Origin of the sequence: Streptomyces ochraceiscleroticus (assembly GCF_000720485.1) — a bacterium.
Taxonomy (GTDB): Bacteria; Actinomycetota; Actinomycetes; order Streptomycetales; family Streptomycetaceae; genus Streptomyces; species Streptomyces ochraceiscleroticus.
The window spans coordinates 18,462-34,305 of the sequence record NZ_JOAX01000022.1 but is presented as its reverse complement, the minus strand read 5'-3'; the positions used below and the strand labels follow the sequence as shown (position 1 = coordinate 34,305).

Here is a 15,844-nt window from a genome sequence, read left to right as displayed (position 1 = left end):
ATGGCCGCCGAGGCGCTGGAACAACTGGAGCGTGCGGCACGCAGGGCGCTGCTCGGCGTTTTCGACCCCGAGCTGGACGAGCCGATCACCGACCTCGGATTCGTCCGGTCCATCCAGGCATCGAACGATGGACGGCTGACCGTGCACCTGCGGCTGCCGACCTCCTTCTGCTCCCCGAACTTCGCCTACCTGATGGCCTCGGACGCCAAGGACGCCCTGACCGCCCTCCCGGGCGCCGAGGAGGTCACCGTCCTGCTCGACGACCACCACGACTCCGACATGATCAACCGCGGTCTGGCCGCCGACGCGGGCTACCGGGGGACATTCGGCGAGGAGGCCGAGTCCGATCTCGAGGAGCTGCGGGTGACCTTCCGCCGCAAGGCACACACCGCGGCGATGGAGCGGGCGCTGACCTCGTTGCTGCGGGAGCGTCCGGAGCTCGACGAGGGGCGGCTCCATGACGTAGTGCTCGGCGACCTGCCCGACGCGCCGGCGACCCGTGCGCTGCTGCGGCGCCGAACCGCGCTGGGCCTGGGCACGGCGCCCGCGGATCCCGTCCTGGTGGACGAGCACGGACACCGCTACCCGCCCGGTGAGACCCCGCTCCGCCTGCGCCTGGCCCGCGCGGTCCGGATCTCGATCGACGGCAACGCGCACTTCTGCCGGGGGCTGCTGCGGACCCGCTATCCGGAGTCCGCGGCCGACCAGTCCCCCCGCGCGTGGGAACCCGCACGCGCCACCTCCCCGAAGGAGAACGTTTCATGAAGGCCATGAAGGCCGTTCAGGTCGTGGGCTACCACCAGAACCTCGAAATGACCGATGTTCCGACGCCCGAGGTCACCGGTCCGTACGACGTGATCGTCAAGATCGGCGGGGCGGGCGTGTGCCGTACCGACCTCCACATCCTGGAAGGTCAGTGGGCGGAGAAGTCCGGTGTCACCCTGCCCTACACGATCGGGCATGAGAACGCAGGCTGGGTGCATGCGGTCGGCAGCGCCGTCACCAACGTCGCCGAGGGCGACAAGGTCATCGTCCATCCGCTGATCACCTGCGGACTGTGCCGGGCGTGCCGGTCCGGCGACGACGTGCACTGCGAGCAGAGCCGCTTCCCCGGCATCGACACGGCCGGCGGCTACGCCGAGTACCTCAAGACATCCGCGCGCAGCGTCGTGCGCCTCGACGACTCACTGGAACCGGCCGACGTCGCGGCCCTCGCCGACGCGGGTCTGACCGCCTACCACGCCGCGGCCAAGGCCGCCCGTCGGCTGCGGCCCGGGGACCGGTGCGTGGTCATCGGCGCGGGCGGACTCGGGCACATCGGCGTACAGGTGCTGAAGGCCCTCACTGCCGCCGAACTGATCGTGGTCGACCGCAACCCCGAGGCGGTGAAGCTGGCCGCGGCCATCGGCGCCGACCACGGCGTCGTCGCCGACGGGCAGCACGTCGAGGAGGTGCTGGAGCTGACCGGCGGGCAGGGCGCCGAGACGGTCATCGACTTCGTCGGCGAGGGCGGAGCGACCAGGGACGGCGTACGGATGCTGCGCCGCGCGGGCGACTATCACGTGGTCGGATACGGCGAGAACATCGACGTCCCGACGATCGACATCATCTCCACCGAGATCAACTTCATCGGCAACCTCGTCGGCTCCTACACCGACCTGTGCGAGCTGATGGTCCTCGCAGCACAGGGCCGGGTCCGGCTGCACACCACCACGTACCGGCTCGACCGGTACCAGGACGCCCTGGACGACCTTGCGGCCGGCCGGGTGCGCGGGCGAGCGATCCTCGTCCCGTGATCACAGCCCCCGCCGCCGACAGCAGATCATCGGCGGCGGGGCGTGGCCCTCGGCCGTCCGCCACCGGATACGACCGCGATGTCTTCTAGGACCGCAACGTCTCCGAAGGTGACTCGCCGAACTGTTGGCGGTAGGCGAGTGAGAAGCGGCCCGGGTGGAAGAAGCCCCAGCGGGAGGCGACGGTGGTGACGGTTGTGGTGCCCGGGTCGGAGGCCAGGAGTTCCTTGCGTACGCGGTCCAGGCGAACCTCGCGCAGGTATGCGATCGGTGTCGTGTCGAGGTGCCGGCGGAAGCCTTCCTGGAGGGCCCGTACGCCAACGCCGACGCATTCCGCGATCTCCGCGACCGTGAGCGGTTCGGCGGCGTGCCCCTCGATGATCTCCATGGCGCGGCGGACCGCGGGCGGTGCGACGCGTGGCTGCTCGCCGTGCAGCGCCGGCGAGTAGTTGTTGGGCTGGGCCATCAACAGCTGGGTCATGAGGAGTGATTCGAGCTGTTTTGTCACGATGGGCTGGCTCGTCATGCCGCCAGGTCCTTCCGCCTCCCGGCGCATGAGGTCGACGATGTTGAGCCAGGAGCGGGAGTCCGGTGTGGTGAGGTTCATGCCGAGCGAGAAGAGGATCGGGCGGCGCACGGTGCGGCCGAGCAGACTGCCCAGGTGCGATTCCAGGGACGATCGGTCGAACCACACGATGAGCTGCGGATTGCCACCACCCCAGCGCATATCCAGCTTTCCGGTCGGAGAGGGGACAGAAGCGAGTTCGGGGGAGGAAATGATCTCCTCGCGGCCGCAGGTGATTTCGGCGTAACCGGCGAGCGGGATCTGGACGAGGAAAAAGCTCTCCAGGTCGCCCGGTGTGATCCGGACTTCCGTTCCGTAATCGAGGTAATACAGGCCCGTCCGGTCGAAGGGCGCGCCGTGCAGCCGGGCGTCGAGCATCGCCGAGCGCTGCGTGATGCGCAGCTCATGCGGACAGAAGGCGCGGCCGACCTCGGCTCGCGCCTCCCAAATGTCCGCTGTATGGAACTGCTGGTGGTTTGCGAGGGGGAGCTCTTTAGAGGGCATGGAAACCTCCACCTACATCTCCACTGCCGAGGCGCGCGATCGGGACAGCAACCCGCGTCATCCGGATAGCGGAGACGATCTTGCCATACCAAGGTTGATCCCCGACCGCCGCGGATCCGAGAAGAAACCAGGGAATCAACGATGCAGGGAGTGCCGGGCCGCACTGCGCTCGTCACGGGCGGAGTCACGCCCAGCGGACAGCTCGTCGCATACGTGCTGCGCGTGCTGCGCGCGACCGGCGCGGCGAGAGCCGCCGAGGTCGCGCCCCCGCACGTCGTGGCCCCCTTGCCGCTGCTGCCCCGGCCCGCCCAGTCGGCCGGGTCCCTTTAGCCCGCCGGGTGCCCCAGGACCCCTCCCCCGGTCGTACGGGACACCCGGCTTCCCGCGGCTGCCCGCCGGATCCCCCCTCCGGCGGGCAGCCGCATTCCGTCTCACCGAACCCCCACTCGCTGACGCCGCCACGTCACCGGAACACTGAACCAGCGCACGGCACTGACCGACCCCGCACCGCACTGCACAGCTCAGCACCGCGCGGCACCGCTCACCACCGCACACCCCGAACCCCCGGAGGTCCCCCTCATGCGCAAGATCACCATCGTCGGAGCCGGTCAGGCCGGCCTCCAGCTCGGTATCGGCCTGCTCGACCGCGGTTACGACGTCACCCTCGTGTCAAACCGCACCGGAGACCAGATCCGCGAGGGCCGGGTCATGTCCAGCCAGGCCATGTTCGGCACCGCGCTGGCCCATGAGCGCAACCTCGGCCTCGACTTCTGGGGCGGCGCCTGCCCGCCGATCGCCGGGCTCGGCGTGAACATCGCCGACGGCCAGGGCGGCCGGGCGCTCGCCTTCGACGCGCGCCTCGACGCCACCGCCCGCTCGGTCGACCAGCGCGTCAAAATGCCGATCTGGATGGGTGAGTTCGCGCGCCGCGGCGGCCGGCTGGACATCCGCGAGGCCGGCATCGAGGACCTGGAGCGCTACGCCGCCGAGTCCGACCTGGTGATCGTCGCGGCCGGCAAGGGCGAGATCGCCGGGCTGTTCGAGCGGGACGCCGAGCGTTCCCCGTACGACGCTCCGCAGCGCGCGCTGGCCCTGGCGTACGTCACCGGCATGGCGCCGCTGCCCGACCGCCCCGGCGTCAGCTTCAACGTCATCCCCGGTGTGGGCGAGTACTTCACCATGCCCAGCCTCACCACCAGCGGCCCCTGCGACATCATGTTCTTCGAGGGCATCCCGGGCGGCCCGCTCGACTGCTTCGACGGGCTCACCCCCGACCAGCAGCTCGCGAAGTTCCAGGAGCTGCTGCGGACGTACGTCCCGTGGGAGGCCGAGCGCTGCACCGACGTCGCGCTCACCGACCAGAACGGCACCCTCACCGGCCGCTTCGCGCCGACCGTCCGCAAGCCCGTCGCCACGCTGCCCTCGGGTGCGCAGGTGCTCGGCCTCGCCGACGTCGTCGTCCTCAACGACCCGATCACCGGCCAGGGTTCCAACAACGCCTCGAAGTGCGCGGCCGCATACCTCGCCACCATCCTGGACCACGGCGAGCGCCCGTACGACGCCGCGTTCATGGAGCTGGCCTTCGGCCGTTTCTGGGACAACGTGCAGTCCGCCACGGCCTGGACCAACGCGATGCTCGGCGCCCCGCCGCAGCACGTCCTGGAGCTCTTCGGCGCGGCGAGCGCCAACTCCCGTATAGCCGCCCGCTTCGTCAACGGCTTCGACGACCCGCGCGACTTCTTCCACTGGTTCATGGACCCGGCCGCTGCGAAGAACTACCTGGCCGAGGTCAGTGCCTGAGCACCCGGCAGCCGTTGCATACTGACGGTGCGTCAGCGGCAGTACGTACGTAACGAGAGCAGGACAGCAGGACCATGAGAAGGATCGCGGTGATCGGCGCCGGGCAGGCGGGTGCCCAACTCGCCCTGGGACTCCAGGCGCACGGCTATGACGTCACCCTGGTCACCGACCGCGGCCCCGACGAGATACGTCGCGGCCCGGTCATGTCCAGCCAGTGCATGTTCGACACCGCGCTGCAGAGCGAGCGCGAACTCGGCCTGCACCACTGGGAGGACCGGGCCCCGGACATCACCGGCATCGCGCTCTCTCTCATCGGTCCGCACGGCACTCCGGAGGTCTCCTGGCGCGCGCCGCTGGAGGGCTCCGCCCACTCCGTCGACCAGCGGGTCAAGTGTGCCGCCTGGATGGAGCAGTTCGCGGAGGGCGGGCGCGGCGAGATCGTGCTGCACGAGGCGGGCGTCAACGACCTCGAATGGTACGCCCGTACGCACGATCTCGTCGTGGTCTCCACCGGCAAGGCCGAGCTGAGCCGCCTCTTCCCGCGCAACGCCGAACTCTCCCCGTACGACCGGCCGCGGCGCGCTCTGGCTCTGACGTACGTCACGGGAACGGCACCGCGGGAGGGGGAGGCCGCCGTCCACTACCGCATGGTCCCCGGCGTCGGCGAATACTTCTCCTTCCCCGCCCTCACCACCACCGGGCCCTGCGACATCATGGTCTTCGAGGGCGTCCCCGGCGGCCCGATGGACTGCTGGGACGACATCCGCACGCCCGAAGCCCACCTCACCCGCTCGCTGGACATCCTCCACCGGTTCTTCCCCGATGAATACGAGCGCTGTCGGCACGCCCAACTCACGGACCCAGGCGGTGTGTTGCGTGGCCGGATCACGCCGACCGTCCGGTACCCCGTTGCCCGCCTCGCCTCCGGCCGGCACGTCCTCGGCATGGCCGACGCGGTCGTCCTCAACGACCCGATCACCGGCCAGGGATCGAACAACGCGGCCCAGGCCGCGGCCCACTACCTCGACAGCATCCTCCGCCACGGCACGGCCGAATTCACCCCGCAGTGGATGCAGCGCACTTTCGACAACTTCTGGCGCGGCTGGGCGCAATGGGCCGTCGGCTGGACCAACTCACTCCTGGCCGACCTGAGCCCGCACCACCGCGAACTCCTTACCGCGGCGGCCGAAATCCCCTCGGTCGCCAGTGCCCTCGCCGCCGGATTCGACGACCCGCGCACGCTGTACCGCTGGTGGTTCGAGGAGGCTGAGGCGCACCGCTTCCTCGCCGAGAAGCGCGCCCAGCACGCCGCCCGCTTCGACGGCCGCGAACTGCGCCGCGCGCTGGGCCAGTACGCCACCGGTGTGACGGTGGTGACGGCCCGCGCCCCCGACGGCCGCAACGTCGGCATGACCGCGAACTCCTTCACCTCGGTCTCCCTGGACCCGCCCCTCGTCCTGTGGTGCCCCGACAAAAACGCTCCGAGCCTCCCGGACTTCACCGACGCCTCGCACTTCGCCGTCCATGTACTGGCCGCCGATCAACACCACCTCTCCCGCCAGTTCGCCACCCCAGCCGACGACAAATTCCGCGGCACCCCCACCACCCCGGGCATCGCCGGCACCCCGCTGCTGGACGGCGCGGTCGCCCGCTTCCAATGCCGCACCGTCCAACGCATCGACGCCGGCGACCACATCATCTTCCTCGGCGAGGTCGAACAGTACGAGGCCGACGGTGGCGCCCCTCTGGTCTTCCACTCGGGGTACTACCACGTGGCGACGAAGCATCCGGATCTGTGAACGGGCATGCGGGGACTGCTCCGTCCGTCTGCGTCACGCCTCGCTGCGCCGGCCCGTGATCAGTCGACCGCGGCATGCGGCGGGGCGGTCTCGGGTGGGTGGAGAGCGTAGGCCATACCGGTACCCGGGACGGCGTCGTAACCGGTGCGGAAGGCGGTCCGGTAGGCGTCGTCGCCGATGAGGCGGCGGGCCTGTTCCTCGCACGCGTTGCGGGCGGCGATGAGTTCGGGCGAGCCCATCTGAGGGGTGCCGACGGTGCGCCAGACCTGCTGGGAGACGCCGAGGAGCCGGGCGGCATGCTCGGCGCGCCCGGAGGCGACGGACGCGGAGGCGAGCAGGTCGAGGGTGATGGCGATGCCGAGGCTGTCGTGGAGGCGCTGTTTGCCGTTGAGGGCGGTACGGGCGTGGATCGCGGCCTCCTCTGCCTGCCCCAGGCCCAGCAGGGCGAGGGCGCTGAGGTAGTCGCCGTAGGCGCGGACCCAGGTCTCGCCGTTCTGGGCGCACTCGGCACGTACCTGCTCGGCGACCGCTGCGGCCTCGGCGAACTGCCCGAGGTGGACGTGGGCGAAGGCGCGGGCGCCGCGGGCCAGGCCCCATGCCGCGTCGTAACTCCCACTGGCCGGCCGGCTGCCCGGCACCGTGTCGAGCACCTCGGCGGCCTGCGTCTGCCGACCGCTCACGGTAAGACTGGCTCCCTCCAGAAAGGCGGCGGCCACCGGGGCGGTCTCGTCGGCTTCGCCCGCCACGGCCTCCCGGAAAACGCGGGCGAGGCGGAGGCTGGTATCCGTGTCGCCCTGCGCGAAGGCCGCCACTCCACGGGACCACAGGGCCTTGGCACGCACCGGTCCAGAGCCTGCTTCGAGAGCGAGGGCCTGGTCCAGGTAGTGCTGTCCTTCCTTGGCGAGGCCGCAGGCGTACCAGAGGAACCACAGTGCACCGCCCATCTCCAGTGCGGACTGTGCGTCCCCGTCGGCGAGACAGTGGTCGAGCACGGCGCGGAGGTTGGCGTGCTCGGCGGCCATCCGGTCGTTCCACATGAGCTGCTCCGGCCCCATCCACGCGTTATCGGCCCGGCGGGCGAGCGTCAGGTAGTACTGCCGTTGCCTGTCGGCCAGGGCGTCTTCCTCGCCCAGCCGGCGCAGCCAGCCGGCGCCGAACTCGCGGATGGTGTCCAGCATCCGGTACCGGTCCCCGCAACCGGTCGGCTGCCACACCAGGATCGACGTGTCGACCAGCGCCTGGAGCAGGCCCGGGATCTGCTCGGCCGGGAGCTGTGCGTCGCCACAGACCGCACTGACCGCCTCGGTGTCGAAGGAGCCGGCGAAGACCGAGAGCCGGGCCCACAGCAGTCGTGCGGACGGGCTGCACAGTTCGTGGCTCCAGCCGATCGCGGTCCGCAGCGCTTGATGCCAAGGGGGTGCCGCTCCGCTCGAGCGCGGCCGAGGGCTCCGTGCGGATTCGGCCCCCTCCCCCACCTCATCGGTCTCGCCGGCCTCGCCGAGAGCCGCGAACCGGTCCGCCAGCCGCTCGGCCAACTCCGCCAGCGGCCACTCCCGCAGCCGGGCCGCGGCCAGCTCCAGGGCCAGTGGCAGTCCCTCCAGCCGCCGGCACAGCCCCACCACCACCGCCCGGTTGGCGTCGGTGACCGTGAATCCGGGCACCGTCTCGGCGGCCCGGGCGGCCAGCAGCACGACCGCGTCGGCCTCGCCGGTCGCCCGGGTGGCGGCCTCCGGCACCGGTAACGGCTCGACGGTGAGCACCTGCTCGCCCACGACGCCCAGGAGGCGGCGGCTGGTGGCCAGGATCCGCAGTCCTGGCGCGGCCCTCAGCAGGATCTCGGTGACCATGGCGCAGGCGTCGGCCAGGTGCTCGCAGGTGTCCAGGATCAGCAGCAGCTCGCGATCGGCGAGGTAATCGGCCAGTACGTCGATCACCGGCCGGGTGCTCCGATCGGCCAGCGGCAGCGCCTCGGCGAGGGTGTGCGTCAGCAGCACGCTGCTGCGCAGGGCTGAGAGCTCCACCCACCAGACACCGTCCCGGAAGGACGGCTGCGCCTCGTACGCGGCCCGCAGCGCCAGCCGCGTCTTGCCGACCCCGCCGACCCCGGTCAGTGTCACCAGCCGGGTCTCTTCGCACAGCCGCCGCACCTGCGCCAGCTCCGCCCGCCGCCCGACCAGCTCCCTCGCCTCCGCGGGCAAATTACCCGCCCGCCGCCGACCGGTCACGTTCGCCCGCCCTTTCTCATGGTCCGAGGACGGGGCATTCTGCCAACTCCTGCCACGCTGAGTAACGATTGGACAGAAAGTGGCCGACCGCGACGGCAGCCGACCGTGACGATGCGGGAGTAGGCGATCCGTGAATCGCCATGCACTGAGCCGTACCTTTTCCGATCGGCCGCGAGCTCGTCTTACGGATCGATGACGGGCGGGTGTGCCCCCGCGGTGCGGCACGGGGTTCGTCCTAGCGTGGAGGCATGCGGGTACTGGTCACCGGCGGCGCCGGGTTCATCGGGTCTCATGTCGTCGACGCGCTGGTGGCGCACGGGCACGAGCCCGTCGTGTTCGATGTGCGCGAGGACCCGGATGCGGACGTACGGGATCGGGAGGCGGTCGCGCGTGCGTTGTACGGGGTCGACGCCGTGTGTCATCAGGCGGCGATGGTCGGGCTCGGCAACGGCTTCGCGGATGCCTGTGAGTACGTGGCGCGCAATGACCTCGGTACCGCCGTCCTGCTCACCGCCATGGCGGACGCGGGCGTACGGCGGCTCGTGCTGGCGGGGTCGATGGTGGTGTACGGGGAAGGGCGGTACGCCTGCGCGCGGCACGGGGTGGTGCGGCCGGGGCCGCGGGCGGTCGCCGATTTGGCGGCGGGGCGGTTCGAGCCCAGGTGCCCGGAGTGCGGCGCGGAGCTGAACTCCGAGCTGGTGGGCGAGGACGCCCCGGTCGACCCCCGGAACGTGTACGCAACGACCAAACTCGCCCAGGAACACCTGGCGGCCGCGTGGGCCCGTGCCACGGACGGCGTGGCGGTGTCGTTGCGCTACCACAACGTGTACGGGCCCCGGATGCCCCGCGACACCCCGTACGCCGGCGTCGCCTCCTTCTTCCGCTCGGCGCTGGCCCGTGGTGAGGCCCCGCGCGTCTTCGAGGACGGCCGCCAGCGACGGGACTTCGTGCATGTGCGGGACGTGGCGGCGGCAAACGTAGCGGCGCTGGAGGCTGCTGCGCCCGCGGGTGCGCTCACGGCGTACAACACCGGCAGCGGCGAGCCGCACACGGTCGGCGAGATGGCCCGGGCGCTGGCCGCGGCGTGCCGCGGCCCCGAGCCGGTGGTCACGGGAGAGTACCGACTGGGGGACGTACGCCACATCACGGCGGACTCGTCCCGGCTGCGGGCCGAACTGGGCTGGCAGATTCGGATCGGATTCGCGGACGGAATGCGGGAGTTCGCGCGGGCGGAACTGCGGGAGGGATGAGCACCGGCGCGCCCCGATCGGAAGGTCCGTCCGCTCAGCAATCCCGTCCGGTCCGCGAGTCGGACGGCTCAGGAATCGGCCGCGGGGAGTGTCACCTCGAAGCGGCAGCCGCCGGAGATGTTGCACACGGCGGCACGGCCCCGGTGGGCCTCGACGATGCCGCGGACGATGGCGAGGCCGAGGCCCGCGCCGGCGGGCGGGGTACGGGCGTGCGTGCCACGCCAGCCGGTGTCGAAGACCCGGGGCAGGTCCTCTTCGGGAATGCCGCCGCAGCCGTCGGTGACGGACAGGACGACACCGTCGGGGCAGCGTTCAGTGGCGATCGCCACCGTGCCGTCGGCAGGGGTGCGCCGGATCGCGTTGAGGAGGAGGTTGCCCAGTACGCGGCTCATCTCCTTGCCGTCCACCTCGACGGGCACGGGTTCGACCCGGTCGCCGACGAGCTTCACCCCGTGTTCGCGCGCGAGCGGGTCGGCTCCGGCGAGGGCGTCGCCGACGAGGTCGTACAGGGAGACGCGGGAGAGGGAGAGCGTGAGGGCGCCGGCATGGATGCGGGAGAGTTCGAAGAGGTCGCCCACCATGTCGTTGAGGCGCTCGACCTCGGCGCGGATCTGCTTCAGGTAGCGGTCCGGGTCGGCGGCCACGCCGTCCTCCAGCGCCTCACTCATGGCGCGCAGGCCCGCGAGCGGGGTGCGCAGGTCGTGCGAGATCCAGGCGACGAGTTCGCGCCGGGACGTCTCCAGGGCCCGTTCACGGTCCCGGGATTCGGCGAGCCTGGCGCTGGTGTGGGCCAACTCATCGCTCAGCGCGGCGAGTTCGGAGACCGCCGGCCGGGCGGGAGCGGCGAAGGCGCCGCCGTCACCGAAAGAGCGGGCGGCGAGCTGGAGTTCCCGGCTGCGAGCGACGACCCATCGGCCCAGCAGCAGGGCGGTGGCCAGGGACACCACGGCGGCCATCGCGACGACCGTGGTGACGACGGTCAGGTCGTGCGGGGACAGGAACATCGCCCACGCGACCACGAGGGTCCCGGCGAGCATGGCGGTCACGGCCACCGCGGCCACCACGGCGAGCGAGGCGGTGAGCGAGCGGCGGCGCAGCAGCCACAGCGCCCCCGCGCCGAGGAGTCCGGCAGCACCGGCGCCGAGGAAGGCGAACAGGGCGATGAGAAGAGTGTCGCGCACGGTCACTCCTCGCCGTCCGCGCCGCCGCCCCCGCGGGCATCGGCGCCCTCGCGGGCATCGCCGTTCGCGCCGTCGCTCTCCAGGGCGCCGTCGCCCGGATCGAAGCGGTAGCCCACGCCCCATACGGTCTGGATCAGCCGGGGCCGGGCCGGATCGTCCTCGATCTTGCCGCGCAGCCGGCGGACATGGACGGTGACGGTCGACAGGTCACCGAACTCCCAGCCCCACACGTCCCGCATCAGGCCCTCGCGGCTGCAGGCGCGGCCGGGGTTGCGGAGGAAGAACGCGAGCAGGTCGAACTCGCGGAGGGTGAGGGCGATTGGGGCGTCGTTCTTGGTGGCGCGGCGGGCGGCGGGGTCGACGGTGAGCCCGGCCGCACTCAGCAGGCGCGTTTCCCTGCCGGAGTGCGCTTCGGCGCGGGGTCGCGTGCGGCGCAGGATCGACTCCACCCGCAGCACGAGTTCCCGTGGGCTGAACGGTTTGGTGACGTAGTCGTCGGCGCCCACCTCCAGGCCCAGGATGCGGTCGTCCTCGTCACCGCGGGCGGTGAGCATGATGACCGGTACCGGGCCGCGTCCGCGCATGCGGCGGCAGACCTCCAGCCCGTCCATCCCGGGCAGCATGAGGTCCAGCACCACCAGGTCGGGCCAGTGCGCCGCGGCGCGGGTGAGCGCGGCGGGCCCGTCCTCGGCCCGGTCCACGACGTGTCCTGCCCGGTCGAGATAACCGGCGACGACCTCGGCGACCGTGGGGTCGTCGTCGACGACGAGGACGCGGGTGGCCCGGGCCCCCTCATCCACCGGCCCGGCCGGCGTCCCGTACGGCGTCTGCTCCATGCGGACAGCCTCGCACCAGTGCCCCGGCACTGCGGACCGTCAGGCGCCCGCAGCCCTTGATGTCCGCGTTTCGTAAGGAGCCGAAGTCCGATATGCGCGTTTTGCGCTCGTAAGGTGAAAGGCGTGAAGATCTCTCCCACCCGGCCGGACGTCGACGTCGTCCTGCCCTGCCTGAACGAGGCCGAGGCCCTCCCCTGGGTACTCGACCGCATCCCGCCCGGCTGGCGGGCGCTGGTCGTGGACAACGGGTCCACGGACGGTTCGGCGGACGTCGCCCGTGGCCTGGGCGCCACCGTGGTCGACGAACCGCGGCGTGGATTCGGCGCCGCCTGCCACGCCGGGCTGACCGCCGCCACCGCCGACATCGTGTGCTTCTGCGACTGCGACGCCTCGCTCGACCCGACGCTGCTCGTTCCCTTCGTGCGGGAAGTACGGGCGGGCGAGGCGGACCTGGTACTGGGCCGGCGGCGGCCCGAAGGTCGGGGCGCCTGGCCCGTGCACGCCCGCGTCGGTAACGTCGCGCTCGCCCGGATGCTGCGTCGCCGCACCGGGCTTCGCCTGCACGACCTGGGACCGCTGCGCGCCGCCCGTCGTGAGCCGCTCCTCGCCCTCGGCCTCACCGACCGGCGCAGCGGTTACCCGCTCCAGATGGTGGTCCGCGCCGCCGACGCCGGCTGGCGCATCGCCGAGCACGACGTGCCGTACCTGCCGCGCAGCGGCACATCGAAGGTCACCGGCACCTGGCGCGGCACCTGGCAGGCGGTCCGTGACATGCGCCGTGTCCTCGCCGAAGCGCCGGCCGCGCCGGTGGCGACCGCGGCATCCCCGGCATCCGCGCAAGGAGGCACCCGTCGATGACCACCCTGCTCGTCATCGCCAAGGAGCCCCGGCCGGGGCGGGTGAAGACGCGGCTCACCCCGCCGTTCACGCCCGCGGAGGCGGCGGAGCTGGCCGAGGCGGCCCTCGTGGACACGCTGCGTACGGTGGCCGCGACCCCCGCGGAGCGCCGTGTGCTGGTGCTGGACGGGAACCCCGGCCCCTGGCTGCCGCCCGGCTTCGACCTCGTACCGCAGTGCACGGGCGGCCTCGACGAGCGGCTGGCCGCGGCCTTCGCGAGCTGCGACGGCCCGGCCCTGCTCATCGGCATGGACACACCGCAGGTGACACCGGACCTGCTGACTGTCGACTTCGCCGGCCACGACGCCTGCTTCGGTGCGGCCGAGGACGGCGGCTTCTGGGCATTGGGCCTGGCCTCCCCCGATCCCTCTCTGCTGCGCGGGGTCCCGATGTCCACGCCCGCCACCGGCGCCGTCCAGCGCGACCGGCTCGTCGCCGCCGGCCTGCGCGTCCGCGATCTGCCGCGGCTGCGCGACGTCGACACGGCGGCCGACGCGCAGGCGGTCTCCGCGTCGGCGCCGCACGGCCGCTTCGCCGCGGAACTGACCCGTCTCCAGGCGGTCGCCGGCCGATGAACACCGCACACGAAGCGATAGCGCAGCACACCACTGGACGTACCGCCGTGGCCCCCTGGGCAGCCGACCCTTACGCCGACGCCCTGCGCGCCGGCCGCGGGCCGCTCTTCCTCCGGCGTACCGACGGCTGGCTGCTGCCGTTGGAGGTGGAGCGGTGGTGTGCGCGCGCCGACGCCGTGGACCGGGAGGTCCTGACCCGCTGCGAAGGCGCCGTGCTCGATGTGGGGTGCGGGCCGGGGAGGCTCGTCGTGGAGCTCGCCGCCTCGGGGCGAGCGGCACTCGGCATCGATGTCAGCGAAGCCGCCGTGGACCGCACCAACCGGCGCGGCGGGCAGGCGCTGCGGCGTTCCGTCTTCGAACCGCTGCCCGGTGAGGGCCGGTGGGGCACCGTCCTCCTGCTCGACGGAAACCTCGGCATCGGTGGCGACCCGCCGGCCCTGCTCGGCCGGCTGGCCCGGCTTCTCCTCCCGGGCGGTCTGCTGATCGCCGAAACGGTCCCGGTGGACGTGGACGAGCTCGCCAGCGTCCGCATCGTCCGTACTGCCGACCTCACCGGTGCCGGCGGCGTCCGGGGCACCGCGGGTGCCCCGTTCCCCTGGGCCCGGCTCGGGACCCCGGCGCTGCTCCGGTGTGCCCGCGCGCGGGGCTGGCATGCCGTCGGTCAGTGGGCGGCCGGTGGGCGCGCTTTCGTCGCACTGCGCAGCCGCAGCACCAGCAGCAGCGCCGAGCCGCCGAACAGCACTGCCGTGATCAGCAACCATCTGGCCGCGAAGCCGTCGCCCGACAGCCCGGCGACCGACCGGTAGCGGTCTGCCACCTGCCCGCTGATCAGCGGGAACCACACGAGCAGCAGCAGCCCCGAGAAGGCGGCCGGTACGCGTACGTACATGGCGCCCGCCCGGTGGCCGAGCGCGCCGAACGCTCGTACGGCCGCGTGGTCCGCGGCGACGTACAGCGGCAGCAGCACCAGGTCGTGCACCAGGGCGGCGCCGACGAACCACAGCGCCACCTGGAACCAGTCGTCCGCGAGCAGCCGCATGCCCGCGTAACCGGCGAGCGCGAACGAGCATGCCAGCAGGAGGAGTTGGAGCGGACTGCCGATCCGGATCCGCTTGCTGCTTCCGCTCCGGTGCCGCAGGGCGCTTCCGATACCCGGGCGGTTTACCATCACAGTTCTCCGAACGTCATCCGGGCCACCCACTTGGTGTTGAGCACTCCGGGCGCCCCGGGCACGATGACCCGCGCCGGGTAGCCGTGGTCCAGGGTCAGGGGCTCACCGTTGACCTCCAGGGCGAGCAGCGAGCGCGCATCGCGCACCTGGTTGGTGCGCAGGGCGGCCCGGCGGAAGGCACCGTGCGACTGGAGCGACTCCACCAGTACATCGGGCGCCGTGTCCGCGTCGTACCCGACGAGCTGTGCAACATCCCGCAGCCGTACGCCCCGCCACCACTGGTCGGAGGTCGACCAGCCCTCCACACAGGCGATGGGCAGCGCCGAGCTGTGCAGGTCCAGGGCCAGCAGCTCGGCCCGGCTCAGCCGGACGATTCCGGTGCGCCCCGTGACGACCAGCCGCCATGCCTCCCCGCTCGTCTCCCTCGCGGTCACCCCCACGTACGCGGCCGTCTTGTTGATCTGGAAGCCGCCGGGGCCACTGCCCGGGTCCGCTCCCCCGTGCGGCGTGAGCACGGCAGTCCGGCGCAGCGGACCGTCGAAACTGCGTCCCGCCGAGGTACCGAACAGCAGCAGTGCACCTCCCCCGACCAGCCACAGCGCACCCCGACGCGAGACGGTGGGCGGGTCGGGATGCGGGGCCCTCAACTGCCCTGCCCGCTCCCGGGGCAGCCCCTCGTCCTCACGGAGACCGCGCAGGTTCCGTAGGGCCGCGGGCACCTTCAGCACGGCATGTGCGACGAACGCGGCGAAGAACACCCACGCGCCGTAAAAGTGCAGTGGGTAGAAGGAGCCGGGGAACACGTAGTCGAGCTGGACGTTGAGCACGCCCGTCGTGAACTCGAACAGTGCGCCCCCGACCAACAGGAGCAGTGAGATGCGCTCCAGGGCGTGGGCGACCGACCGCGCGGGCGGTAGCTGGAACAGCCTGGGCACGACCGACCACAGCTTCGCCAGCAGGACGGGGACGAGCGTGATGCCGAGCGTGACGTGGACGCCCTGGGTGAGCCGGTACAGCCAGTACGGGCCGGTCGGCCAGGAGAAGAGGTAGAAGCCGAGCAGGCCCTTGTCCGGAGTCTTGTCGTTCACCGGCGACAGGTCCGGGTTGTACGCCGCGTACGACAGGAGCCCGGTCACGAACAGCACGGTGATCCCGGCGAGCAGCACCACACCGAGCGCCGAGGTGAACCAGGGGCCGCGCAGCGGGCTGCGCCAGCGAACCGGGAAGGAGGTGGATCGTGCCATGCGC

Annotated in this window: 14 protein-coding genes and 1 pseudogene; 10 read left to right on the top strand and 5 right to left on the bottom strand. The window is 71.9% G+C overall.

The window, feature by feature from the left end; all coding sequences use genetic code 11:
* Positions 1 to 765 carry a metal-sulfur cluster assembly factor gene (locus IG84_RS0125530; protein ID WP_051862398.1) on the top strand — a complete coding sequence of 255 codons (765 nt, stop codon included), beginning with the start codon at positions 1 to 3 and terminating at the stop codon, positions 763 to 765.
* A gap of 5 nt (positions 766 to 770) precedes the next feature.
* The gene (locus IG84_RS0125525; RefSeq protein WP_031061819.1) at positions 771 to 1,796 is read left to right on the top strand and encodes an alcohol dehydrogenase catalytic domain-containing protein; all 1,026 of its coding nucleotides are present in this window, start codon (positions 771 to 773) and stop codon (positions 1,794 to 1,796) included.
* An 85-nt stretch (positions 1,797 to 1,881) separates the two neighbouring features.
* Here the strand turns inward: IG84_RS0125525 and IG84_RS0125520 are convergent, their stop codons facing one another.
* Entirely contained in the window at positions 1,882 to 2,862 is a 981-nt protein-coding gene (locus IG84_RS0125520) for an AraC family transcriptional regulator (protein ID WP_031061816.1), read from the bottom strand.
* Between the two features lie 150 nt (positions 2,863 to 3,012).
* On the opposite strand from IG84_RS0125520, the gene IG84_RS0125515 reads away from it, so the two are divergent.
* The 4 genes and pseudogenes from IG84_RS0125515 to IG84_RS42995 all read left to right on the top strand — a co-directional run bounded on the left by IG84_RS0125515 (position 3,013) and on the right by IG84_RS42995 (position 6,461).
* Positions 3,013 to 3,192 (top strand): hypothetical protein, encoded by a 180-nt coding sequence (locus IG84_RS0125515; protein ID WP_157848941.1) that lies wholly within the window; start codon positions 3,013 to 3,015, stop codon positions 3,190 to 3,192.
* Positions 3,193 to 3,441: 249 nt separating this feature from the next.
* On the top strand, positions 3,442 to 4,662 hold the full coding sequence (locus IG84_RS0125510; protein ID WP_031061810.1) for a styrene monooxygenase/indole monooxygenase family protein: 1,221 nt from the start codon (positions 3,442 to 3,444) through the stop codon (positions 4,660 to 4,662).
* Positions 4,663 to 4,736: 74 nt separating this feature from the next.
* A pseudogene (locus IG84_RS0125505) lies at positions 4,737 to 5,954 on the top strand (styrene monooxygenase/indole monooxygenase family protein); the annotation flags it as partial.
* 39 nt (positions 5,955 to 5,993) lie between these two features.
* The gene (locus IG84_RS42995) at positions 5,994 to 6,461 is read left to right on the top strand and encodes a flavin reductase family protein (RefSeq protein WP_425424065.1); all 468 of its coding nucleotides are present in this window, start codon (positions 5,994 to 5,996) and stop codon (positions 6,459 to 6,461) included.
* Between the two features lie 59 nt (positions 6,462 to 6,520).
* On the opposite strand, the gene IG84_RS0125500 is transcribed toward IG84_RS42995, so the two are convergent.
* Positions 6,521 to 8,686 carry an ATP-binding protein gene (locus IG84_RS0125500; RefSeq protein WP_063761852.1) on the bottom strand — a complete coding sequence of 722 codons (2,166 nt, stop codon included), beginning with the start codon at positions 8,684 to 8,686 and terminating at the stop codon, positions 6,521 to 6,523.
* A 248-nt stretch (positions 8,687 to 8,934) separates the two neighbouring features.
* Here IG84_RS0125500 and IG84_RS0125495 point away from each other — a divergent pair, with 248 nt between their 5' ends.
* The gene (locus IG84_RS0125495; protein ID WP_031061801.1) at positions 8,935 to 9,936 is read left to right on the top strand and encodes an NAD-dependent epimerase/dehydratase family protein; all 1,002 of its coding nucleotides are present in this window, start codon (positions 8,935 to 8,937) and stop codon (positions 9,934 to 9,936) included.
* A gap of 68 nt (positions 9,937 to 10,004) precedes the next feature.
* Here the strand turns inward: IG84_RS0125495 and IG84_RS0125490 are convergent, their stop codons facing one another.
* The gene (locus IG84_RS0125490; RefSeq protein WP_031061798.1) at positions 10,005 to 11,117 is read right to left on the bottom strand and encodes a sensor histidine kinase; all 1,113 of its coding nucleotides are present in this window, start codon (positions 11,115 to 11,117) and stop codon (positions 10,005 to 10,007) included.
* 2 nt (positions 11,118 to 11,119) lie between these two features.
* Complete coding sequence (locus IG84_RS0125485) at positions 11,120 to 11,953, bottom strand: response regulator transcription factor (protein ID WP_051862394.1); 834 nt, start codon at positions 11,951 to 11,953, stop codon at positions 11,120 to 11,122.
* 114 nt (positions 11,954 to 12,067) lie between these two features.
* On the opposite strand from IG84_RS0125485, the gene IG84_RS0125480 reads away from it, so the two are divergent.
* Genes IG84_RS0125480 through IG84_RS0125470 form a run of 3 tightly spaced genes read left to right on the top strand, consistent with a single transcriptional unit; the run spans position 12,068 to position 14,231 of the window.
* Positions 12,068 to 12,811 (top strand): glycosyltransferase family 2 protein, encoded by a 744-nt coding sequence (locus tag IG84_RS0125480; RefSeq protein WP_382467510.1) that lies wholly within the window; start codon positions 12,068 to 12,070, stop codon positions 12,809 to 12,811.
* Complete coding sequence (locus tag IG84_RS0125475) at positions 12,808 to 13,425, top strand: TIGR04282 family arsenosugar biosynthesis glycosyltransferase (protein ID WP_031061790.1); 618 nt, start codon at positions 12,808 to 12,810, stop codon at positions 13,423 to 13,425. Before IG84_RS0125480 ends, IG84_RS0125475 begins: the two co-directional genes overlap by 4 nt.
* A complete protein-coding gene (locus IG84_RS0125470) occupies positions 13,422 to 14,231 on the top strand; it encodes a class I SAM-dependent methyltransferase (RefSeq protein ID WP_031061786.1) in 810 nt (269 codons plus the stop codon). Before IG84_RS0125475 ends, IG84_RS0125470 begins: the two co-directional genes overlap by 4 nt.
* A gap of 361 nt (positions 14,232 to 14,592) precedes the next feature.
* On the opposite strand, the gene IG84_RS0125460 is transcribed toward IG84_RS0125470, so the two are convergent.
* Complete coding sequence (locus IG84_RS0125460; protein WP_031061780.1) at positions 14,593 to 15,840, bottom strand: molybdopterin-dependent oxidoreductase; 1,248 nt, start codon at positions 15,838 to 15,840, stop codon at positions 14,593 to 14,595.
* Positions 15,841 to 15,844: the final 4 nt, after the last annotated feature.